This window comes from Tepidiphilus margaritifer DSM 15129 (assembly GCF_000425565.1).
Classification (GTDB): Bacteria; Pseudomonadota; Gammaproteobacteria; order Burkholderiales; family Rhodocyclaceae; genus Tepidiphilus; species Tepidiphilus margaritifer.
The window spans coordinates 143,903-164,275 of the sequence record NZ_AUDR01000016.1; the positions used below are offsets into that span (position 1 = coordinate 143,903).

The 20,373-nt window shown below is 65.0% G+C and carries 19 protein-coding genes and 3 tRNA genes; 8 read left to right on the forward strand and 14 right to left on the reverse strand.

Going from position 1 to position 20,373, the window contains the following annotated elements:
* Nucleotides 1-26: 26 nt before the first annotated feature.
* From folD to rimP, 11 genes are all read right to left on the reverse strand, one after another.
* On the reverse strand, nucleotides 27-884 hold the full coding sequence (folD, locus tag H607_RS0106380) for a bifunctional methylenetetrahydrofolate dehydrogenase/methenyltetrahydrofolate cyclohydrolase FolD (protein ID WP_028874739.1): 858 nt from the start codon (nucleotides 882-884) through the stop codon (nucleotides 27-29).
* 57 nt (nucleotides 885-941) lie between these two features.
* Nucleotides 942-1,017 (reverse strand) — tRNA-His (locus tag H607_RS0106385).
* A 23-nt stretch (nucleotides 1,018-1,040) separates the two neighbouring features.
* A tRNA-Arg gene (locus tag H607_RS0106390) sits at nucleotides 1,041-1,117 on the reverse strand.
* Nucleotides 1,118-1,149: 32 nt separating this feature from the next.
* Nucleotides 1,150-1,226, reverse strand: a tRNA-Pro gene (locus H607_RS0106395).
* A 43-nt stretch (nucleotides 1,227-1,269) separates the two neighbouring features.
* A complete protein-coding gene (pnp, locus tag H607_RS0106400; RefSeq protein WP_028874740.1) occupies nucleotides 1,270-3,363 on the reverse strand; it encodes a polyribonucleotide nucleotidyltransferase in 2,094 nt (697 codons plus the stop codon).
* Nucleotides 3,364-3,436: 73 nt separating this feature from the next.
* Nucleotides 3,437-3,706 carry a 30S ribosomal protein S15 gene (gene rpsO, locus H607_RS0106405; RefSeq protein WP_028874741.1) on the reverse strand — a complete coding sequence of 90 codons (270 nt, stop codon included), beginning with the start codon at nucleotides 3,704-3,706 and terminating at the stop codon, nucleotides 3,437-3,439.
* Nucleotides 3,707-3,772: 66 nt separating this feature from the next.
* Entirely contained in the window at nucleotides 3,773-4,735 is a 963-nt protein-coding gene (gene truB, locus H607_RS0106410) for a tRNA pseudouridine(55) synthase TruB (RefSeq protein ID WP_028874742.1), read from the reverse strand.
* Nucleotides 4,707-5,099: a 30S ribosome-binding factor RbfA gene (gene rbfA, locus H607_RS0106415; protein ID WP_028874743.1), complete on the reverse strand. Its 393-nt coding sequence runs from the start codon at nucleotides 5,097-5,099 to the stop codon at nucleotides 4,707-4,709. Before rbfA ends, truB begins: the two co-directional genes overlap by 29 nt.
* The gene (infB, locus tag H607_RS0106420; RefSeq protein WP_028874744.1) at nucleotides 5,096-7,981 is read right to left on the reverse strand and encodes a translation initiation factor IF-2; all 2,886 of its coding nucleotides are present in this window, start codon (nucleotides 7,979-7,981) and stop codon (nucleotides 5,096-5,098) included. The genes rbfA and infB overlap by 4 nt, the downstream gene beginning before the upstream one ends.
* A gap of 12 nt (nucleotides 7,982-7,993) precedes the next feature.
* Nucleotides 7,994-9,466: a transcription termination factor NusA gene (nusA, locus tag H607_RS0106425; protein WP_028874745.1), complete on the reverse strand. Its 1,473-nt coding sequence runs from the start codon at nucleotides 9,464-9,466 to the stop codon at nucleotides 7,994-7,996.
* Nucleotides 9,463-9,918, reverse strand: coding sequence for a ribosome maturation factor RimP (gene rimP / locus H607_RS0106430; protein ID WP_037989822.1), 456 nt, complete (start codon nucleotides 9,916-9,918; stop codon nucleotides 9,463-9,465). Before rimP ends, nusA begins: the two co-directional genes overlap by 4 nt.
* A gap of 238 nt (nucleotides 9,919-10,156) precedes the next feature.
* Here rimP and H607_RS0106435 point away from each other — a divergent pair, with 238 nt between their 5' ends.
* Nucleotides 10,157-10,408, forward strand: coding sequence for a type II toxin-antitoxin system Phd/YefM family antitoxin (locus H607_RS0106435; protein WP_028874747.1), 252 nt, complete (start codon nucleotides 10,157-10,159; stop codon nucleotides 10,406-10,408).
* On the forward strand, nucleotides 10,395-10,724 hold the full coding sequence (locus H607_RS0106440) for a type II toxin-antitoxin system RelE family toxin (RefSeq protein ID WP_028874748.1): 330 nt from the start codon (nucleotides 10,395-10,397) through the stop codon (nucleotides 10,722-10,724). The genes H607_RS0106435 and H607_RS0106440 overlap by 14 nt, the downstream gene beginning before the upstream one ends.
* Nucleotides 10,725-10,762: 38 nt before the next feature.
* On the opposite strand, the gene purL is transcribed toward H607_RS0106440, so the two are convergent.
* A complete protein-coding gene (gene purL, locus H607_RS0106445; RefSeq protein ID WP_028874749.1) occupies nucleotides 10,763-14,695 on the reverse strand; it encodes a phosphoribosylformylglycinamidine synthase in 3,933 nt (1,310 codons plus the stop codon).
* A 112-nt stretch (nucleotides 14,696-14,807) separates the two neighbouring features.
* Between purL and H607_RS0106450 the strand changes: the two genes are divergently transcribed.
* The 6 genes from H607_RS0106450 to rplS all read left to right on the forward strand — a co-directional run bounded on the left by H607_RS0106450 (nucleotide 14,808) and on the right by rplS (nucleotide 18,168).
* Entirely contained in the window at nucleotides 14,808-15,401 is a 594-nt protein-coding gene (locus H607_RS0106450) for a CBS domain-containing protein (protein ID WP_028874750.1), read from the forward strand.
* Between the two features lie 5 nt (nucleotides 15,402-15,406).
* On the forward strand, nucleotides 15,407-16,099 hold the full coding sequence (locus H607_RS0106455) for a hypothetical protein (protein WP_028874751.1): 693 nt from the start codon (nucleotides 15,407-15,409) through the stop codon (nucleotides 16,097-16,099).
* Nucleotides 16,100-16,162: 63 nt separating this feature from the next.
* Nucleotides 16,163-16,414: a 30S ribosomal protein S16 gene (gene rpsP, locus H607_RS0106460; RefSeq protein WP_028874752.1), complete on the forward strand. Its 252-nt coding sequence runs from the start codon at nucleotides 16,163-16,165 to the stop codon at nucleotides 16,412-16,414.
* Nucleotides 16,415-16,430: 16 nt separating this feature from the next.
* On the forward strand, nucleotides 16,431-16,943 hold the full coding sequence (rimM, locus tag H607_RS0106465; RefSeq protein WP_028874753.1) for a ribosome maturation factor RimM: 513 nt from the start codon (nucleotides 16,431-16,433) through the stop codon (nucleotides 16,941-16,943).
* Between the two features lie 3 nt (nucleotides 16,944-16,946).
* The gene (gene trmD, locus H607_RS0106470) at nucleotides 16,947-17,714 is read left to right on the forward strand and encodes a tRNA (guanosine(37)-N1)-methyltransferase TrmD (protein WP_028874754.1); all 768 of its coding nucleotides are present in this window, start codon (nucleotides 16,947-16,949) and stop codon (nucleotides 17,712-17,714) included.
* A gap of 64 nt (nucleotides 17,715-17,778) precedes the next feature.
* Nucleotides 17,779-18,168: a 50S ribosomal protein L19 gene (gene rplS, locus H607_RS0106475; protein WP_028874755.1), complete on the forward strand. Its 390-nt coding sequence runs from the start codon at nucleotides 17,779-17,781 to the stop codon at nucleotides 18,166-18,168.
* Nucleotides 18,169-18,237: 69 nt separating this feature from the next.
* Here rplS and lptG read toward each other — a convergent pair whose 3' ends face one another.
* Together lptG and lptF are read right to left on the reverse strand one after the other, a co-directional pair.
* A complete protein-coding gene (lptG, locus tag H607_RS0106480) occupies nucleotides 18,238-19,317 on the reverse strand; it encodes an LPS export ABC transporter permease LptG (RefSeq protein ID WP_028874756.1) in 1,080 nt (359 codons plus the stop codon).
* Nucleotides 19,314-20,360: an LPS export ABC transporter permease LptF gene (gene lptF, locus H607_RS0106485; RefSeq protein WP_157381274.1), complete on the reverse strand. Its 1,047-nt coding sequence runs from the start codon at nucleotides 20,358-20,360 to the stop codon at nucleotides 19,314-19,316. The genes lptG and lptF overlap by 4 nt, the downstream gene beginning before the upstream one ends.
* Between the last annotated feature and the right edge of the window lie 13 nt (nucleotides 20,361-20,373).

Here is a 20,373-nt window from a genome sequence, read left to right on the forward strand (position 1 = left end):
GGATCCGTAGCGCAGGACTTCCCCATTCACGGCGCGATCCCCCGGCGGCGCTGGGCCGCGAGCAAGGTATTTTCCAGCAACATGGCGATCGTCATCGGCCCCACGCCGCCGGGCACGGGCGTGATCCGGCTGGCGACCTCACGCACTCCGGTGGCCACGTCCCCCACCAGCCGGCCGTCGGGCAAGCGGTTGATGCCGACGTCGATCACCACCGCCCCCGGCTTGACCATCTCGGGCGTGATGAATTCGGGCTTGCCCACCGCCACCACCAGCAGATCGGCGCGTCGGGTGTGCGCGGCGAGTTCCCGCGTGCGCGAATGCGCCACCGTCACCGTCGCCCCGGCGTTGAGCAGCATGAGTGCCATGGGCTTGCCGACGATGTTGGAACGCCCCACCACTACCGCGTCCATGCCCTGCGGCTCGATGCCTTCCCAGGCGAGCAACTGCATCACCCCGTGCGGCGTACAGGGCCAGAAACATTCCCGGCCTTGCACCAAGCGCCCCACGTTCTCGGCGTGAAAGCCATCGACGTCCTTGCTCACGGCGATGCGCTCGAGCACCAGAGTCTCGTCGATGTGCGGCGGCAGCGGCAGCTGCACGAGGATGCCGTCGACCTCGGAATCGGCATTCAAGGCGTCGATACAGGCGAGCAGCCGCTCGGCGGACACGTCGGCAGGAAACTCGTACTTGCGCGAGCGGATCCCGACCTCGGCACAGGCCGTCACCTTGTTGCGCACATAGACGTGAGAGGCAGGGTCTTCCCCCACCAGGATCACCGCGAGCGTCGGCACGACGCCGCGCTCCTGCAAGACGCGCACGCGTTCGGCGATGCGGCGGCGCAGGGCCTGGGCGATGGCTTTACCGTCGATGAGTTCAGCGGTCATCGTATACCCGTCGAGAAAGAAAATAGGCCGACGCAGGGCCGGCCTATTCGTGAAAACTGGGGCGACATACCGGATTCGAACCGGTGACACCTGGAGCCACAATCCAGTGCTCTACCAACTGAGCTAATGCCGCCGCCGAAAACCTTGGGGCTTGCGTGGCCTGCCCGACAGGAATCGAACCTGTAACCCCCGGCTTAGAAGGCCGGTGCTCTATCCGGTTGAGCTACGGGCAGATTCCGTCCCAGGCAGTATTCCGGAAGTAGCGTGGTCGGGGTGGAGGGATTCGAACCCCCGACATCTTGCTCCCAAAGCAAGCGCGCTACCGGACTGCGCTACACCCCGGAAAGGCGATCATTATAACCCGATCGCCCCACTTGTCAAAGCCTCATTCACCCTCTTTGACCGCCTTGAGACTGAGCTTGATGCGCCCGCGATCGTCGGTCTCGAGCACCTTCACGCGCACCTTCTGCCCTTCCTGCACGTAGTCGGAAACTTTCTCCACCCGCTCGTCGGCGATCTGGGAGATGTGCAACAGCCCGTCGCGACCCGGCATGATGTTGACGATGGCGCCGAAATCGAGCAGCTTGACGACCGTGCCCTCGTAGATCCTGCCCACCTCCACTTCGGCCGTGAGCTCCTCGATGCGCCGCTTGGCTTCCTCGGCGCCTTCGGCGCTGAAGGACGAGATGGTGACGTTGCCATCGTCGGCGATCTCGATGACGGTACCGGTCTCTTCTTGCAGGGCCCGGATCACGGAACCCCCCTTGCCGATCACGTCGCGGATCTTCTCGGGGTTGATCTTGAGCTGGATCATGCGCGGCGCATAGGCCGAGACCTCACCGCGCGCCTCGCCCATCGCCTGGCGCATCAGCTGCAGGATATGCATGCGGCCTTCGCGCGCCTGGGCGAGCGCCACCTGCATGATTTCCTTGGTGATGCCCTGGATCTTGATGTCCATCTGCAGCGCCGTGACGCCACGCTCGGTACCGGCCACCTTGAAATCCATGTCGCCGAGGTGATCCTCGTCGCCCAGGATGTCCGTGAGCACCGCGAAACGGTTGCCTTCCTTGATGAGACCCATGGCGACCCCGGCCACGTGCGCTTTGGTCGGCACGCCGGCGTCCATCAGCGCGAGCGAGCCGCCGCAGACGGTGGCCATGGAGCTCGAACCGTTCGACTCGAGGATTTCGGAGACGAGCCGGATGGTGTAGGGGAAATCCTCCTGCTTGGGCAGCACGGCCGAGAGCGCCCGCTTGGCGAGGTTGCCGTGACCGATCTCGCGGCGCTTGGGCGAGCCGACCCGGCCGGTCTCGCCGGTGGAGAACGGCGGGAAGTTGTAGTGCAGCATGAAGCTTTCACGATATTCGCCGGCCACGGCATCGATGATCTGCTCGTCACGGCCGGTGCCGAGCGTGGCGACCACCAGCGCCTGCGTCTCGCCCCGGGTGAAGAGCGCCGAACCGTGCGTGCGCGGCAGCACCCCCACCCGAATGTCGATCGGGCGCACGGTGCGCGTGTCGCGCCCATCGATGCGCGGCTCACCCGCGAGGATACGTCCGCGCACGATGGAGGCTTCCAGCGTGAAGAGGATGTTCTCGATGTCGGGGATGGAGGGCAGCGGATCGAACTCGGCGAGCACCTTCTCGATCACCTGGGCGCGAATCGCCTTGAGTCGATCGTTACGCGCCTGTTTGGCCGTGATACGGAAAGCTTCTTCCAATTCGGCGAAGGCGAGCTCACGGATGCGCGCCACCAGCGCCTCGTTGGGCTGGGGAGCTTTCCAGTCCCAGGCCGGTTTGCCCGCGACTTCGACGAGTTCGTTGATCGCCTGGATCGCCGCCTGCATCTGCTCGTGACCGAAGACCACGGCGCCGAGCATCACGTCTTCGGGCAGCTCCTGCGCTTCCGATTCGACCATCAAGACGGCATTCTCGGTGCCGGCCACCACCAGGTCGAGGGCGCTCTTCTCGAGCTCGCTCGCCGAAGGATTCAAGACGTATTGACCGTCGAGGTAGCCCACGCGGCAAGCGCCGATCGGCCCGTGGAAGGGCACGCCGGAGACGGCGAGCGCGGCGCTCGCGGCGATCATGGCAACGATGTCGGCGTTCACCTCGGGGTTGAGCGAGAGCACCGTGGCGACGATCTGCACCTCGTTGTAGAACCCTTCGGGGAAAAGCGGGCGGATGGGTCGGTCGATGAGGCGCGAGGTGAGCGTCTCTTTCTCGGAGGGGCGGCCTTCGCGCTTGAAGAAACCGCCGGGAATGCGGCCGGAGGCGTAGAACTTCTCGATGTAATCGACAGTGAGCGGGAAGAATTCCTGCCCGGGTTTAGCCTCTTTGGCGGCGACGACGGTGGCGAGCACCACGGTGTCGTCCATGGAAGCGAGCACCGCGCCGCTCGCTTGGCGAGCGAGTTCGCCCGTCTCGAGGGTGACTTGGTGACGACCGTAAGTGAAGGTTTTCTTGATGGCGGTAGGCAAGGGACGATCCTTTCTCGGTGAGAGGGCCGACCCTCGCCTGGGCGGACGACAGCGATCGGCCCGGAAGAGGGAATTACTTGCGCAAACCGAGCCGCTTGATGAGCTCGAGGTAACGCTCGGGTTCGGTGCGCTTGAGGTAGTCGAGCAGCCGACGGCGCTGCGACACCATCTTCAACAGACCCCGGCGGGAATGGTGATCTTTCTTGTGATCATTGAAATGCGGCTGCAGCCCTTCGATGCGGGCGGTGAGCAATGCGATCTGTACTTCGGGCGAACCCGTGTCGTTGTCGCCGCGTTTGTATTCCGCGATGATGCGGGCTTTGGTTGCGTTGTCTAGCGCCATGGATGTGGTTCTCTCTCGTGAATCTGAACGCAAAAAATGAAAAAACGAGCCGCGACCCGGAAAGGATCACTCGGCCGGGATGACCGGAACACGCGACGAAGGCGGCGTTATATTAGCAATGACCCGCTTCGGGGACAAGCCCCGCGATGGGTCACATTCCCCCAGCCCGATGAAAATGGGCTTGCTTTCCTCTTGCTCCGCGTAGACGCGCACCATGCCGCAGGCAAGAAAATCACCAAGCGCGGCCTGGGCGATGCGCTGTCCGGCAAGAAAAGCCAGGGTCCGGGTCGCATCCAGCTCGACCCGCGGCAGGTCTGCCACCAAGGCATCGGGCGGCAGCAGCCATTCCCGCCCTTTCGCTCCCGCTTCCTCCCATTCGGCGAGCGTTCTCGCTTTCTCGACCGAAAAGGGGCCGATCACCAGGCGCCGCAACCGATCGATGTGCGCCGGCACCCCCAGCGCTGCACCGAGGTCTTCGGCAAGCGTGCGGATGTACGTTCCCTTGCCGACGCGGGCGTAGAGGGTGGCCGCCGTGAGGGATTCGTCCCACTCCACGAGACGCAGCTCGTGGATCGTCACCGACCGGGGCGCACGCTCGATCGTCACCCCCTCGCGGGCGTAGCGGTAGAGCGGCTTGCCTTCGTGCTTCAGCGCCGAGACCATGGGCGGGACTTGCTCGATGATGCCGAGAAAACGCGGTAGCACCGCCTGCACCGCTTCGACACCAAAGGAAACCGGCGCGCGCGCGATCACCTCTCCTTCGGCGTCCCCCGTGGAAGTGGCTACCCCGAAACGCACGCGCGTGAGATAGACCTTGTCGGCTTCCAGCCAGCGCTGGGCGAACTTGGTCGCCTCGCCGAAGGCAAGCAGCATGAGTCCGGTCGCCATGGGGTCGAGCGTACCGGTATGGCCCGCTTTCGCCGCCCCCAAGGCACGGCGCACCCGTTGCAGCGCAGCGTTCGCCGTGAGTCCCTCGGGCTTGTCGAGTAGCGCAACGCCGTCAAGCGCCACGGTCTTCGCCCTCGCCATCCTTTCCCGGTTCCTTGGCGACCGCTTCGTCGATGAGATGCGCCAGACGCACACCGCGTTCGATCGATTCGTCGTAGACGAAAGTGAGCTGGGGAATGGTGTGGATGTGCAGACGCCGGCCGAGCTCGCGGCGCAGGAATCCCGCCGCATGCTGCAACCCCTCGAGGAGCTCCGGGATGGTGGCCGGATCGGCGAGCGTGGAGACATACACCTTGGCATGCGCGAAATCCGGACTCACGTCGACGGCGGTGATGGTGACGAAACCCACACGGGGATCCTTCACGTGCCGCGAGATCAGCTCGGCGAGCTCCTCGCGGATGCCCTCGGCCACCCGCGGCAGCCGCGTGCGGTTGCCCCCCTTCATGCCAGCTCCCGCGCCACTTCGCGCACTTCGAAGACTTCGATCTGGTCACCGACCTGGATGTCGTTGTACCCCTTGACCGAGAGACCGCACTCGTAGCCGGCCTTGACCTCGCGCACGTCCTCTTTGAAGCGCTTGAGCGAATCGAGCTCGCCCTCGTGGATGACGACGTGGTCGCGCAGCACGCGTACTTTGGCACCGCGCCGGATCGTGCCTTCGAGCACGTAGCACCCTGCCACGGTACCGACCTTGGGCACGCGGAAGACCTGGCGCACCTCGGCCAGACCGATGATCTCTTCCTTGCGCTCGGGCGAGAGCATGCCGCTCAAGGCCGCCTTGATCTCATCGACCGCATCGTAGATGATGTTGTAGTAGCGGATGTCCACGCCGTAACTCTCGGCGAGCTTGCGCGCGCTGGCGTCGCTGCGCACGTTGAAGCCGATGATGATGGCGTTGGACGCCTGAGCGAGGTTGACGTCGCTCTCGCTGATGCCACCCACGGCACCGTGGATGACCTGCACCTTGACTTCGTCGGTGGAGAGTTTCTCCAGCGACTGCTTGAGCGCTTCGAGCGAACCCTGTACGTCGGCCTTGATGATGATGGGCAGCGTCTTCACCTCGCCCTCGCTCATCTGTTCGAAGAGATTCTCGAGCTTGAGCGCCTGCTGCTTGGCGAGTTTCACCTCGCGGAACTTGCCCTGGCGATAGAGGGCGATCTCGCGCGCCTTGCGCTCGTCGGGCAGCACCACGAACTCTTCGCCCGCCTGCGGCACGTCTTCCAAGCCCAGGATCTCGACGGGCATCGAGGGGCCGGCCGAGTCGACCGTTTTGCCGGTTTCGTCGAGCATGGCACGCACCCGGCCCCAGGTGGAGCCGACGAGCACCACGTCGCCCTTGTGCAACATGCCGCTTTGCACCAGCACGGAAGCCACCGGGCCGCGGCCTTTGTCGAGACGCGCTTCGAGCACGATCCCTTTGGCCGGGCCTTCGGCCGGCGCTTTGAGCTCCAGCACCTCGGCTTGCAGCAGGATGCCTTCGAGCAGCTCGTCGATCCCCTGCCCCATCTTGGCCGAGACGTTGTAGAACATGGTGTCGCCGCCGTATTCTTCGGGGATCACGCCTTCGGCCACCAGTTCCTGGCGCACGCGTTCCGGGTTGGCGTCGGGCTTGTCGATCTTGTTGACGGCCACGATGATGGGTACACCGGCGGCGCGCGCGTGGTGGATCGCCTCGCGCGTCTGCGGCATCACCCCGTCGTCGGCGGCCACCACCAGCACCACGATGTCAGTGGCTTGCGCTCCACGCGCCCGCATGGCCGTGAAGGCCTCGTGGCCCGGCGTGTCGAGGAAAGTGATGGTGCCGCGCGGCGTTTCCACGTGATACGCCCCGATGTGCTGCGTGATGCCGCCCGCCTCGCCTGCAGCCACCTTGGTGCGGCGGATGTAGTCGAGGAGCGACGTTTTCCCGTGGTCGACGTGGCCCATGACGGTGACTACCGGCGGGCGCGGTTTTTCTTCGTAGTGCTGCGCGCTCACTTCTTCGAGGAAGGCATCCGGTTCGTCCAGACGGGCGGGCACGGCCTTGTGCCCCATCTCTTCGACCACGATCATGGCCGTTTCCTGGTCGATGACCTGGTTGATGGTGGCCATGATGCCCATCTTCATCATGGTCTTGATGACCTCGGTGGCCTTGACCGCCATCTTGTGCGCCAATTCGGCCACGGTGATGGTCTCAGGCACATGGACCTCGCGCACGATCGGTTCGGTCGGCGCTTGGAATTCATGCGACTCGGCACCGCGGGCGGCACGCTTGCCCGCCTTGCCTGCCTTGCCGCCGCCTTTCCAACCGGCGCTGCCATCGTCGAGTGCCCGTACCTTGAGCCCGCCGCGCTTGCCGGGTACGCGCTCCTCGGTTTTCTTCTCGACCTTCTTCTCTTTGTCTTTCGCCTTGTGCAGGGTCGGACGCTCTTCAGTGGCCGGTTTGGCTGCTGCCGGAGCAGAAGCCGCTGCGGCCGCCTCGGCGGCCTCTTTGGCTTTCGCCGCCTCTTCCTGCAGTTGCGCCTGGGCACGCGCCTGACGGGCGAGCTCACGCTCGCGCTTGGCGCGCAAGTCGGCCTCCTGGCGAGCGCGCAACTCGGCCTGGCGCTTCGCTTCGGCCTCCCGGCGGGCGAGCTCTTCAGGCGACAGAATGGAGGCCACCGGGGGGGCAGTCCGCGTGAGTTTCGCCTTGGGCGCCGCCGGGGCCGGCTGAGGTTCGGCGGCCTTGGGTTCGACGGCGGCAGGCGCTTGCGCTGCGACTTCGGCCGGCGCCGCCACGGCAGGCGCCTCGGTCGCGACCGGCTCGAAAACTTCTCCGGGAGTTTCCTCCACCGAAGGTTTTTCTTCGGCGATGGATGCAGTGGTTTCACTGGGAAGGTGTCGCGCTTCGGCAGAGATCGGTGCGGCCCCGGCCTGGGGTGTGGTCTCGGTTGGTACGGCAGGAGCCGCCTCTTCGGCGGTAGGAGTCGGGCGCGCTGCCGTCTCCACTGCTTGCGCCGCCTTCAGCGCCGCCTCGAGCTTGGCCTGCTCTTCCTTCGCTTTGGCGAGTACCTCGTCGCGATTGACGAGCACCCGTTTCTTGCGCACCTCGACCTGTACCGTGCGCGCCCGTCCCTGAGCGTCGGTCGCGCGCAGGGCGGTGGTTTCCTTGCGCGTGAGCGTGATCTTGCCACTGCCGCCTTCGCCGTGCTGACGCTTGAGAAAGGCGAGCAATTGCGCCTTGTCCTTGGCCGTGACGGGATCCTCGGCACTTTTTTTCACGACTCCTGCCTGCTGGAACTGGTCGAGCAGGCGTTGCACGTCGAGCCTGAGCTCGTCGGCGAATTCCTTGACGTTCTTTGCTTCCATCCTACTACCCCCTTACTCGAACCAATGTGCGCGCGCCTTGGTGATCAGATCGGCGGCGCGCTCATGGTCGATGCCGGTCAATTCGGCGAGCTCGTCGGTCGCCAGTTCCGCCAGATCGTCGAGCCGGGTGATGCCCTGGCGGGCGAGCTTCACGGCAAGTTCCTTGTCCATTCCCTCGAGTTCCAGGAGCGCCGGCTCCACCTTTTCGAGCGCCTCCTCGATGGCGATCGCCTCGGAAAGCAGTGCCGTACGGGCGCGTTCACGCAGCGCCTGCACCGTCTCCTCGTCCAACCCTTCGATCGCCAGCATTTCGGAGAGCGGCACGTAGGCGATCTCTTCGAGCGAGGTAAACCCCTCATCGATCAAGAGATCGGCGAGCTCCTCGTCGACATCGAGTTTCTCCATGAAGAGGGCGCGCAAGGTTTGCCGTTCCTCTTCCTGTTTCTGCTGCGACTCGGCCTGGCTCAGCAAGTTGATGGTCCAACCGGTGAGCTCGGAGGCGAGCCGCACGTTCTGGCCGCCGCGGCCGATGGCGATGGCGAGGTTCGCGTCGTCGACCACCACGTCCATGGCATGCTTTTCTTCATCGACCACGATGGAGAGCACCTCGGCCGGCTGCAGCGCCGCGATCACGTACTGCGCCGGATCGGGCGACCAGACGATGATGTCGATCTGTTCCTGGGCGATCTCGTTGCGGACCGCCATCACGCGCGAGCCGCGCATCCCCACGCAGGTACCCACCGGATCGAGCCGCGGATCCTTCGAATGCACGGCGATCTTGGAGCGCAAACCGGGGTCGCGGGCGCAGCCCTTGATCTCGATGAGCCCCTCCTCGATCTCGGGGACTTCCAGCTCGAAGAGCTTGACGACCAGCTCGGGCGAGGTGCGCGAGAGGATCAGCTGCGGCCCGCGGCCGCTGCGGTCGACCCGGATGACCACCGCCTTGATGCGATCGCCGACGCGCAGCGCCTCGCGCGGAATCATCTGCTCGCGCGGCAGGAGCGCTTCCAGCCGGCCGATCTCGACGATGGCGTTGCCGCGCTCCATGCGCTTGATGGTGCCGGAGACGAGCGTTTCGTTGCGCGAGAGGAATTCTTCGAGGATCTGCTCGCGCTCGGCGTCGCGGATCTTCTGCAGCACGATCTGCTTGGCCGTCTGCGCCCCGATCCGCCCAAGGTCCTGCACCGGAATCTCTTCCTCGTAATACTCGCCCACGCGGATGTCCGGATTGATCTCGCGCGCGTCGATGAGCCCCATCTCGCGCTCGTCGTTGGTCACCTCGGCATCGGGCAGCACCAGCCAACGCCGCCAGGCGCGGTAGGTGCCGGTGGAGCGGTCGATCTCCACGCGCACGTCGGCGTCTTCATGGAGATGCTTCTTCGTGGCGGAGGCGAGCGCCGCTTCAAGGGCAGCGAAGACGACGTCCTTGGAGACGTTCTTTTCATGGGCCAGCGCATCGACCAGCAACAGCAGTTCTCGACTCATTGTTTTTTACCTCCGAAACCGTCGAATTGAGGGACGAGGCGGGCCCGGTCGATCTCCGCCAACGCGAATTCATGTTCTCCCAGGTCGCTCGAGACGCGCACCCGATCCTCTTCGATGCCCAGCAGTTCCGCTTTCAGGTTCTTGCGCCCCTGCCAGGGTTCGCGCAGCTTGAGCTGGACCTGAGCGCCGACGAAACGGGCGAAATCACGTGGTTTCTTCAGCACCCGGTCGAGCCCGGGCGAAGAGACTTCCAATCGATCGTAGTCGATGTCCTCGACCTCGAACACGCGCTGCAGCTGGTCGCTCACCGTGGCGCAGTCATCGACGGTGACGCCCCGTTCGATGTCGATGAACACACGCAGAATGCGGGCCCGGGGCGAGACTTCGAAATCGACGAGCTCGAACCCCATGCCTGACACCACCTGCTCGACCAAGGCTTCCAGATCCACCATGTTTCACCCGAGAAAAAAAAATGGGCCAGAAGAGCCCATTTCCGTTTGCTTGCCAACCGGAAATCCGGGCAACTTAGCAAGTTTGCCCGGACGAGATGACGAACTATAGCACCATCGAGGGGGATTTTACAAGAGAGGGTGTTTTTACAAGATATTAGAACGACACACTCCACATCTCTCGAGAAAAGCACTATATTTAGCGCTATATTCGTAGCCGTTACTTTGAAGGGAACACATCATGGATGCAATCTACGCCAACTACTCCATCAGCATATCCGAGTTCAAGCGCAACCCGGCACGGGTGCTGCGTGCCGCAGGCGAGAAACCCGTGGCGGTACTCAACCACAACCGTCCAGCCTTCTACCTGATCACTCCCAAGCTCTTCGAAGCGCTGGTCGAAGAGTTGGCCGACCGCGATTTGGTCGATTTAGCCCGCCGACGTCTGGCCATGAAGGACAGCGCCATCGAGGTGGATCTTGACGAGCTCTGATCCTTCGTCCGGGGCAACGAAATATCGCCTGAAGTTTCTGCCTGCAGCGCTGGAGGAATGGAACGCCCTGGACGGCAGCCTCAAAGCCGCCTTCAAGAAACTACTCGAGAAGCGTCTGGAGCAGCCGCGCGTCCCCGGCGCGGAATTGCACGGGGATTTACGCGACTGCTACAAGATCAAACTGCTCAAGCAGGGCTACCGGCTGGTGTATCAGGTCGAGGACGATGCTCTGGTCGTGCTGGTGCTGGCCATCGCCAAGCGCGAGGACATGGTGGTCTATCGCGCGGCCATCGAGCGACTGATTGCAGATCGGTAGTGCCAGCCCCTCTGCGATGGCGCGCGCTCGCGGCTTTTTCACCCCACCCAGCGACGCGCATTGAGAAAGAGCTGGAACCACGGCGATTCCTCGCCCAGGCCGGCCGGCGCCCAGGACCATTGCACCGTGCGGAAAGCGCGTTCCGGATGCGGCATGAGAATGGTAAAGCGGCCGTCGGGCGTGGTGAAGCCCGTCGAGCCGCCTGCGGAGCCGTTCGGGTTGAAGGGATAGCGCTCAGTAGGGGCGCCGCGGTGATCGACGTAGCGCAGCGTCGCGATCGCCTTGGCAGCCTGTTCGGACGAGACGAACTCGGTGCGCCCCTCGCCGTGGCTCACGACGATGGGCAGGCGGCTGCCCGCCATCCCCGCGAAGAAGATGGAAGGGCTCTCGAGCACCTCCACCATCACGAAGCGCGCCTCGAACTGCTCGCTGCGGTTGCGCACGAAGCGGGGCCAATGCGCCGCCCCGGGGATGATGGGGGCGAGCTGCGCCATCATCTGGCAGCCGTTGCACACTCCCAGCGCGAAGCTGTCTTCGCGGGCGAAGAAGGCCGCGAACTGCGCCCGCAGCGTTTCATGGTAGAGGATGGCCTTGGCCCAACCCGCCCCGGCTCCGAGCACGTCGCCGTAGGAAAACCCGCCGCAGGCGGCGATCCCCTTGAATTCGTCGAGCCGTCGCCTGCCGGCGATGAGATCGGTCATCGGCACGTCCACGGCCTCGAACCCTGCCCGGGAAAACGCCGCGGCCATTTCCGCGTGGCTGTTGACCCCCTGCTCCCTCAGGATGGCCACGCGCGGGCGCACCCCGCTTGCCACCATGGGCGCCTTGCCCACTTCGAAAGTAAGCGCGCAGGAAAGACCGGGATCCTCGGCATCGGCGAGCGCGGCGAACTCTTCCTCGGCGCAGGTTTCGTCATCGCGCAAGCGGGCGATGCGCCGGCTCACTTCGCTCCAGCGCTGCCACAGCGCCGTGCGCGGGGCGGCGTAGAGGAGTTGCCCGCCATGCCACAGGCGCAGTTCGTCGCGGTCGTTCAAGGTGCCGACGAAGTGATGCGCCACGCCGTGTTCGCGCAGGATCTCGCGCACCTCCTCGCGCCGGTCGCGCTCGATCTGGATGAGCGCCCCCAACTCCTCGGCGAAGAGGGCCGAGAGCACCGCGTCGTTGCGCCGTCCCAGCACGGTGTCGGATCGCTTGGTCGAATCCACGTCCAGGCAAGCGCCGCCGATCGCCACCGTGTCGAGCTGCAGCGAAAGGCCGCAGCCCGAGGCGAACATCATCTCGGCGGCGCAGGCGAGCAAGCCGCCGTCGGAGCGGTCGTGGTAAGCGAGCACCAGGCCGCGCGAGCGCAGTGCCCGCAGCGCGCGCCAGAACCCCGCCAACGCCTCGGGGCGCACGTCCGGCGCCTGCTCGCCCACCGAGGCATACACCTGGGCGAGCGCCGAGCCTCCCAGGCGGTTTTTCCCCTCGCCCAGGTCGATCAGCACCAGTTCCGTCTCGCGCGCGCCATCGCGCACGAGCTCCGGCGTGAGCGTGCGGCGCACGTCCTCAACCGGGGCGAAGGCCGTGACGATGAGCGACACGGGCGAGACCACCTCGCGCTCGCTGCCGTCGGCCTCGCGCCAAGCCGTCTTCATGGAGAGCGAATCCTTGCCCACGGGAATCGCAAGCCCCACCGCCTGGCAGAAGCGGCTCACGGCCGCGACCGTCTCGTAGAGCCGCGCATCCTCGCCACGATGCCCCGCCGCCGCCATCCAGTTGGCCGAGAGTTTCACCCGCGTGAGTTCGGCCACGTCGGCCGCGGCGAGGTTGGTGATCGCCTCGCCCACCGCCATGCGCCCCGAGGCGGCCGGATCGACGCAGGCAAGCGGCGTGCGCTCGCCCATGGCAAAGGCCTCGCCCGCGTATCCCGTGAAATCGGCCGAGGTGACCGCCACGTCGGCCACCGGCACCTGCCAGCGCCCCACCAGCTGGTCGCGCGCCGTCAAGCCGCCGACGGTGCGATCCCCGATCGTGACGAGGAACTTCTTGCTCGCCACCGCCGGCAGCGCCAGCACCCGTTCGATCGCCTCGTCGAGCGCGATCGGGGTGAGATCGAAGGGTGGAAGGTGGATCGCCCGGCGCGAGACATGGCGCACCATCTTCGGCGGCTTGCCCAGCAGCGTCTCCATTTCCATGCGCACCGGATCGTTGCCGAAGAGCCGATCGTGCACGACGAGCATGCCGTCCTCGCTCGCCTCGCCCACCACCGCGAAGGGGCAGCGCTCGCGCGCGCAGATGGCGGCGAAGCGCTCGAGCTGCTGCGGCGCCACGGCCAACACATAGCGCTCCTGCGCCTCGTTGCACCAGATCTCGCGCGGGCTCATGCCCGGCTCCTCGATCGGGATTTCGCGCAGTTCGATGTGCGCCCCCAGCCCGGCCCCATCGACGAGCTCGGGCAAGGCGTTCGACAGCCCCCCGGCCCCCACGTCGTGGATGGAGAGAATGGGATTGTCGATGCCAAGCTGCCAGCAACGATCGATCACCTCCTGACAGCGGCGCTGCATCTCCGGGTTGCCGCGCTGCACCGAGGCGAAATCGAGCTCCGCCTCGTTCGTGCCCGCGCTCACCGAAGAGGCCGCCCCGCCGCCCAGGCCGATCAGCATCCCCGGCCCGCCGAGCTGGATCAGCAGCGTACCCGGCGCGAAGCCGACTTTCTTCGCCTGCCGCGCCTGGATCGCGCCCACCCCGCCGGCGATCATGATGGGCTTGTGGTAGCCGCGCACCTCGCCGTCGACCTCGAGCTCGAAGGTACGGAAATACCCCGCCAGGTTGGGACGGCCGAACTCGTTGTTGAACGCCGCCGCCCCGATCGGCCCCTCGATCATGATCTCCAGGGGCGAAGCGATGCGCCCGGGTCGCCCATGAGCGCGCTCCCAGGGTTGCTCGAAGTCGGGCAAATGCAAGTTGGAGACAGTGAAGCCGGCAAGCCCCGCCTTGGGCTTGGCGCCGCGGCCGGTGGCACCCTCGTCGCGGATCTCGCCGCCCGCACCCGTGGCCGCACCCGGGAAAGGCGAGATCGCCGTGGGATGATTGTGCGTCTCGACCTTGCCGAGAAAATGCATGCGCTCACGATGGGCGCGCCACACGCCGTCGGTGTCGGGATGCAGCACTTCGCACTCCCGCCCCTCGAACACCGCCGCGTTGTCGGCATAAGCCACGATGGTGCCTTCGGGATGCGCCGCGTGCGTGTCGCGAATCCATTGGAAGAGGGACTTTTCCTGCTCCTGGCCGTCGATGACCCAGCGCGCGTTGAAGATCTTGTGCCGGCAATGCTCGGAATTGGCCTGAGCAAACATCATGAGCTCGACGTCGGTCGGATCGCGCCGCATGCGCCGGTAGGCGTCGAGCAGATAGTCGATCTCGTCGTCGGAGAGCGCCAGGCCCATGGCGCGGTTCGCCGCCTCCAGCGCCGCGCGTCCTTCCCGCAAGAGCGGCACCGTCTCGAGCGGTTTGGGCGGAAAATGCGCAAAGAGTCTCACCCCTTCGGCCGGATCGTGGACGACCGATTCCGTCATGCGATCGTGCAGCAGCGCCGCCACTGCCTCGCGCTGCGCCTGCGACAGCCGCCCGAAGCCCTCGAGCCGATAGACGATACCGCGCTCCACCCGGCGCACCGCCGAAAGCCCGCACTGGCGCACGATGTCGGTGGCCTTGGAGGACCACGGCGAGATCGTGCCGAAGCGCGGCAGCACCACCAGCACGTCCGCCGGCGCCTGCGCCGGCGCCTGCGCCGGTGCCGGCTGCGCCGCCAGCAGCTCCATGAGACGCCCGCGGGCAAGCGCGTCGAGCGGTGCCTCGCACTCGGCCCAGAACCACTGTTGCGCCGACAACGTCGCCTCCCGGCCGATCGCCGCGGCCAGACGCCGCGCCAGACGCTGCAACCGCGGCGCCGACCAGGCGGCGCCCCCTGCGAACGAGACGATTTCGCTCATTGGATGACCGTCGACCCTTTGCGGAAAACACCGATTATACCGTCCGCCGCACCCTTCCTTTCCGGCATCGCATCGTCTATGATGCAGAGGAAACACCCAAAGGACGGAGGAGATGAACATATTTTCGTCATGGAAACCCCTGCGCCGCTTTCACCTTACTCCCGGCACGACGATCGACCAGCCCAACGAGGAGGCTGCCCGTCAGGTCACGCTGGATTCCCCCGCGATCGAAGTGATGACCGATCTCGAGCGGGTGCGCCCCGTCACCGCCCACCCCGACGAATCGCTCGTCGCTGCCGAGGAGCGCATGATCCGCCGCGGCGTGCGCTTACTGCTGGTGCTCGATCCGTCGGGTACTTTGTTGGGTATTCTCACCGCCAATGACCTCCTCGGCGAAAAACCCATGCGCTTCGCCCATGAAAACCACCTCAAACGCGAAGAAGTTCTGGTGCGCCACATCATGACCTCCTTTGCGCAAGTCGACGCGGTCCTGCTCGAAGACATCCTCCATGCCAAGGTGGGCAACGTCGTCGCCACCTTGCAGGAATGCGGGCGTCACCACCTGCTCGTGGCTCAGCAGCGCGATGGCCGGATCAGCATCCGCGGCATTTTTTCCGTGACCCAGATCGCCCGCCAGCTCGGCATGGAAATTCCCATCGACCCGCGACCACAAACCTTCGCCGAAATCGAATCGGAGCTACGCTGAACCCCATGGCCAGAAAGAAAATCCATTTGCGCCAACTCTATTGGATTCTGGGGCTGACGCTGCTGGGCATCATCGTCGCTCCACTCTTGCGCCTCCTATGGCACCCTCCGCCAGCCATGCGGACTTCCGCACCCGAGCCTCCACTGCCGTGGCGCGTCACGCTCGACGAGCGCGGTCGCCCCGTCGTCTTCGGCCTCACCCTGGGAGGCAGCACCGTGGCCGACGCCCGCCGCCACCTCGGCGACGAGGGCGAGTGGGCCATTCTCGGGCGAGAGGGAAACACCCCCGTGCTCGAAGCCTATTATCCCGATTTCACCGCCGGCTACATCGAGGGCAAACTGATCCTGCGTTTCGAAGGCGACGCCGCTCTCCTCGAGCGTGAATTTTCCCGCCGCAGCAAAAAGGCACCCACGGCTGGCGGCGCGCGCAAAGTCGAACTCAAAGAGGCGGAGCTCGCGCCTTTTTCCGGGCTCACGCTCACCCTCGTCACTTTTCTGCCCAAAGCGAGTCTCGACGAAGCGGTCATCCGCGAGCGTTTTGGTCCGGCCCCCTACGGTTGGAAAGAAGAAGAAAGCGACACGCGCCACTACCTCTACCCCGAGCGCGGCATCCATGTGCTGCGCGACGAACGCGGCCGCATCGTGATCGAATACGCCGTGCCCGAGCGCTTACGCCGCCTCGTGCCGGAACGGCATTGATTCCTTTTCCTGAAGCCCGTATAATCCGCGGTTTTCGGTCATATCGCACATCGAGGAACACGCATGGTCGTCATCCGTCTCGCCCGTGGCGGCGCCAAGAAGCGCCCCTTCTACAGCCTGGTGGTCACCGATTCGCACAACCGCCGCGACGGTCGCTTCATCGAGCGCGTCGGTTTCTATAACCCGCTCGCCGCCGGCAACGAAAAAGGATTGTCCATCGACTTCGGTCGTATCGAGTACTGGACCAGCCAAGGCGCCCAGCTCTCCCCCACCGTGCGCCGCCTCGTCAAGCAAGCGCGCCAGAACGCCGCCTGAATCTCGCCCCATGGCCATCGTCGTCCTGGGGCGACTCGTCGCCCCGTTCGGCATCAAAGGCTGGTTCAAACTCCACGCATACGGCGACGACCCCGGTTCCTGGGCCGAAATGCCCCATTGGTGGGTCGCGCCCGCCCCCGATGCTCCCTTGGAATCTTGGCAGACTTTGACGCTCGCCGAGCTGCGCCAACACGGCCGGGGGATCATCGTCAAGTTTTCCGGCATCGACGATCGCACCAGCGCCGAATCTTACCAAGGTTGGTACATCGGCGCACCGCGCGAGGCCCTGCCCGAGCCCGAAGAAGACGAATACTACTGGGGCGATTTGATCGGTGCCGAGGTATATACGAAGAGCGGCGCGCCGCTGGGCCGCGTCGCCGAGCTCATCACCACCGGCGCGAACGACGTCCTCTCCGTGCGCGACGACGCGCACGATCGCACCCACCTCATCCCCTTCGTGCGCGCCTACGTGCTCGACGTCGACTTGCCCGGGCACCGCATCACCGTCGACTGGGACCCCGACTGGTAGCCGATGCGCCGCTACGACGTCGTCACGATCTTCCCCGCCATGTTCGCTGCGCTGACCGAGCACGGCGTCACCCGGCGCGCGCACGAACGCGGTCTCTATGAACTGGCGCTGCACGATCCGCGGGACTTCACCCACGATCCGCACCGGCGCGTCGATGACCGCCCCTACGGCGGCGGCCCCGGTATGCTCATGCGGCCCGAACCGCTCACTGCCGCCCTGCGCCACGCTCGCGCCGAGCAGCTCCGCGCGGTCGGCACCCCCGGCCCGGTCATCTACCTCTCGCCTCAAGGCAGGCGGCTCGATCACGCCGAAGTGATGCGGCTTGCCGCACGCCCGTCTTTCATTCTGCTCTGCGGCCGTTACGAGGGCATCGATCAGCGTGTGATCGAAGCCGAAGTGGACGAAGAGCTCTCCCTCGGCGATTTCGTCCTCACCGGCGGCGAGCTCGCCGCCATGGTCGTGCTCGACGCGGTGATCCGCCAATTGCCCGGAGCGCTGGGCGACGCGCAGTCGGCCGAAGCCGACTCTTACGTCGGCGGCCTACTCGATCACCCCCACTACACCCGCCCCGAAGTCTTCGAAGGCCGAGCGGTGCCCGAAGTGCTGCGCTCGGGCAACCACGAAGCGGTCGCACGCTGGCGCCTCAAGGAACGCCTGCGCCGCACCCGCGCGCTACGGCCGGATCTCCTCGCCTCCCGCCCCCTTTCCGTGCTAGAATCGCGCCTGCTCGAAGAACTCGAGCAAGAAGAGAAACGCGAGGCATCAGCCTGACTTCCGGGCTGCTCTGCACGCAACCAGCCCCGCCAAGGGGCGTTTTTGCTACCAGGAGTTCCTGATGAACCTGATCGAACAGATCGAACGCGAAGAGATCGCCCGGCTCACCGCGGATAAATCCATCCCCGACTTTCGCGCCGGCGACACCGTCGCCGTACAAGTCAAGGTGAAAGAAGGCAACCGCGAACGGCTGCAAACCTTCGAAGGCGTGGTCATCGCCCGTCGCAACCGCGGTCTCAACTCTTCCTTCATCGTACGCAAGATTTCCTCGGGTGAGGGGGTGGAGCGCACTTTCCAGCTCTATTCCCCTTTGGTCGCTTCGATCAAAGTCGTGCGCCGTGGCGACGTGCGCCGCGCCAAGCTCTACTACCTGCGCGAGCGCAGCGGTAAAGCCGCCCGCATCAAGGAAAAGATCGTGCGCAAAACCCAGGAAAGCGCCGCGCAGCAGTAAGCTCTGCGTTCTTCCTGCGCCAAACGGCACTCAGAAAAGGCCCTCGCGGGCCTTTTCTTTTTCCTCTCCTCAGCGCCGCTCCACCCAACGCATCATCAGGAGTGCGAGCGCCATGAAGGCGATCCCCGGCAGCGCTGCGGCCAGCCAAGGCGACCATCCCACCAATACGCCCAGATTGCTCGAAAGCGAATTGAGCAGATGGAACGCCACCCCGAGCAAGGTCCCCAGAAACACCTTGAAGCCGATCGGCGTCCCTCGCGCGTGACCCAGCGCAAAAGGCAAAGCCAGGGTAGCCATCACGAAGGCCGTCAGCGGATAGATCGACTTGCGCAAGAGCGCCTGCAGATAGCGATCCGCATTCTGCCCATTGCGCAACAAATGGCGGCTGAAGGTATAGAGCGCCCACATCGTCATGCGCGAGGGCTCCATCGTCAGCACCGCCAGCACGTTGGGGGTGAGCTCGGTTTGCCACTCCAGCTCCGGCATGGATTCGGCCACGATGCGATCCGCAGCGAAGCGGCGCCGCTGCACCTCTTTCAGCCGCCAAACTCCATGCTCCGCGTCGAATTTCGCCTCTGCCACCCGATCGATCGCCGTCAAGGTCCGATCCGAACCGAAGCGGAAGATCTCCAAGGAGCGCAATCGCCCATCGCGCGCGACACGTCGCACGTTGATGAAATCGTCCCCGTCCCGGATCCACAGCCCCGAGCGCAAATCGGTCGAAACGTCGCTCGACCCTAAGGCATTGCCACGAAAAAGCCGGGCAAACTGCTCCGAGGGGGGAACCAGCCATTCCCCCACGGCCAGAATCACCAGGCCCATGATCGTCGCAGCCAGCGCCAACTTGCCCCATAGCGCTGCCACCGACATGCCGGAAGCGCGCAGCACCGCCAGCTCCGAATGGCGCGCCATTTGCGCCAATGCCGCCAAGGTTCCCACCAGAAAAGCGATCGGCAGCAACTCGTAGAGCCGCGAAGGCAGCCGCAGCACGACGTAGAGCAAGGCTTCTTTCAAGCCGTAGGTCCCGCGGCCGATGTCTTCGATCTGATCGACGAAATCGAAGAAAAGAAACAGCGCAGCGAACAATGCCGCCACCAGCGCGGTAGCTCGCAAGACTTCCGACACGATCCAGCGCGTCAATACCTTCATCCGCGCTTCCTCCGCCACAGCAACAAGGCCAACCACGTGACGAGCGCCAAGGCATGGGGCAAGGCCAATCCCGCAGTGAATGGTAATTTGCCGCGGGCGATCCAGCCATAACTCACATTGATGAAGTTCGTATAGGCCACGAAGATGAGCAGCGCCAGGACCAAGGTATACCCCTTGCTCGTGCGCGGACTCGACTCACCCAGAGGCAACGCCATGAGCGTGAGCAGGACCACCGCCATCGGCAATCCCAGGCGCCGGGTGAGCTCGGCGAGTTCCTCTCGTCCCGGTTTCATGAGTAGCCGCTCGAGCGATACCGTTTTCAACTTGAATTTCGGGACATCGGAAGTCTTCGATTGCAGCAGCAACTCCTGCCAGGTGAATTGCTCGACCCGAAAAGCCAACGGCGTATCTCCTTCGTCGTAGCGGCGCCCGTCGTGCAGGCGAATCCACTGCGCCCCGTCGCGCTGAAAGAGCTCGACACCGCCGGCCAACACCACCGAAGTCTTACCGTCGTGCAACAGACGTGCGAAGAGCTGATTCCGCCCTTCCCCCGTCGTCATCACGAAGAACACTCTGCGCCCATCACCCGACTCACGAAACACCCCCGGAGCGACGTTCTGCGTCTCGTCGCGCGTCGCGGCGCTCGCCTCCAGCTCCGCCCGCTGCCGATCGGCCCAAGGCGATACCCACAGCGTAAACCACAGCACCACGGCCGACAGCGGCATCACGAAAACGATCAGAGGATCATAAAATTTTATCCGTGACACGCCGGCCACCCGCCACACGATCAGCTCCGAATCGCGTGCCAGCCGCTGCACCGTGAGCAGAACGCCCGCGAACCCTCCCAGCACCAACACCAGGGGCACCTGGCTGAGCATGCTCAAGCCAAGCACCGTACCCAACAAATCCGAAGGAAGATCACCGCTCGCCGCCTGCGAGACCAGCCGCACCACGAGCACGGTCAAGGCCACGGCGAGCAGCCCGAAGGCCGCCATTGCCGCGTTCTGTACGATCTCGGCTAAAATGCTACGACGAAAGATCATTGGACCGACTGCG

Excerpts from the sequence above, each read along its gene's own strand:
- folD (WP_028874739.1), bottom strand. The coding sequence starts at position 884 with ATGACCGCTGAACTCATCGACGGTAAAGCCATCGCCCAGGCCCTGCGC.
- rpsP (WP_028874752.1), top strand. The coding sequence starts at position 16,163 with ATGGTCGTCATCCGTCTCGCCCGTGGCGGCGCCAAGAAGCGCCCCTTC.
- lptF (WP_157381274.1), bottom strand. The coding sequence starts at position 20,360 with ATGATCTTTCGTCGTAGCATTTTAGCCGAGATCGTACAGAACGCGGCA.
- rbfA (WP_028874743.1), bottom strand. The coding sequence starts at position 5,099 with ATGAAGGGGGGCAACCGCACGCGGCTGCCGCGGGTGGCCGAGGGCATC.
- trmD (WP_028874754.1), top strand. The coding sequence starts at position 16,947 with ATGCGCCGCTACGACGTCGTCACGATCTTCCCCGCCATGTTCGCTGCG.
- purL (WP_028874749.1), bottom strand. The coding sequence starts at position 14,695 with ATGAGCGAAATCGTCTCGTTCGCAGGGGGCGCCGCCTGGTCGGCGCCG.
- H607_RS0106435 (WP_028874747.1), top strand. The coding sequence starts at position 10,157 with ATGGATGCAATCTACGCCAACTACTCCATCAGCATATCCGAGTTCAAG.
- H607_RS0106455 (WP_028874751.1), top strand. The coding sequence starts at position 15,407 with ATGGCCAGAAAGAAAATCCATTTGCGCCAACTCTATTGGATTCTGGGG.
- truB (WP_028874742.1), bottom strand. The coding sequence starts at position 4,735 with ATGGCGAGGGCGAAGACCGTGGCGCTTGACGGCGTTGCGCTACTCGAC.
- rplS (WP_028874755.1), top strand. The coding sequence starts at position 17,779 with ATGAACCTGATCGAACAGATCGAACGCGAAGAGATCGCCCGGCTCACC.
- H607_RS0106450 (WP_028874750.1), top strand. The coding sequence starts at position 14,808 with ATGAACATATTTTCGTCATGGAAACCCCTGCGCCGCTTTCACCTTACT.
- rpsO (WP_028874741.1), bottom strand. The coding sequence starts at position 3,706 with ATGGCGCTAGACAACGCAACCAAAGCCCGCATCATCGCGGAATACAAA.
- lptG (WP_028874756.1), bottom strand. The coding sequence starts at position 19,317 with ATGAAGGTATTGACGCGCTGGATCGTGTCGGAAGTCTTGCGAGCTACC.
- infB (WP_028874744.1), bottom strand. The coding sequence starts at position 7,981 with ATGGAAGCAAAGAACGTCAAGGAATTCGCCGACGAGCTCAGGCTCGAC.
- nusA (WP_028874745.1), bottom strand. The coding sequence starts at position 9,466 with ATGAGTCGAGAACTGCTGTTGCTGGTCGATGCGCTGGCCCATGAAAAG.
- rimP (WP_037989822.1), bottom strand. The coding sequence starts at position 9,918 with ATGGTGGATCTGGAAGCCTTGGTCGAGCAGGTGGTGTCAGGCATGGGG.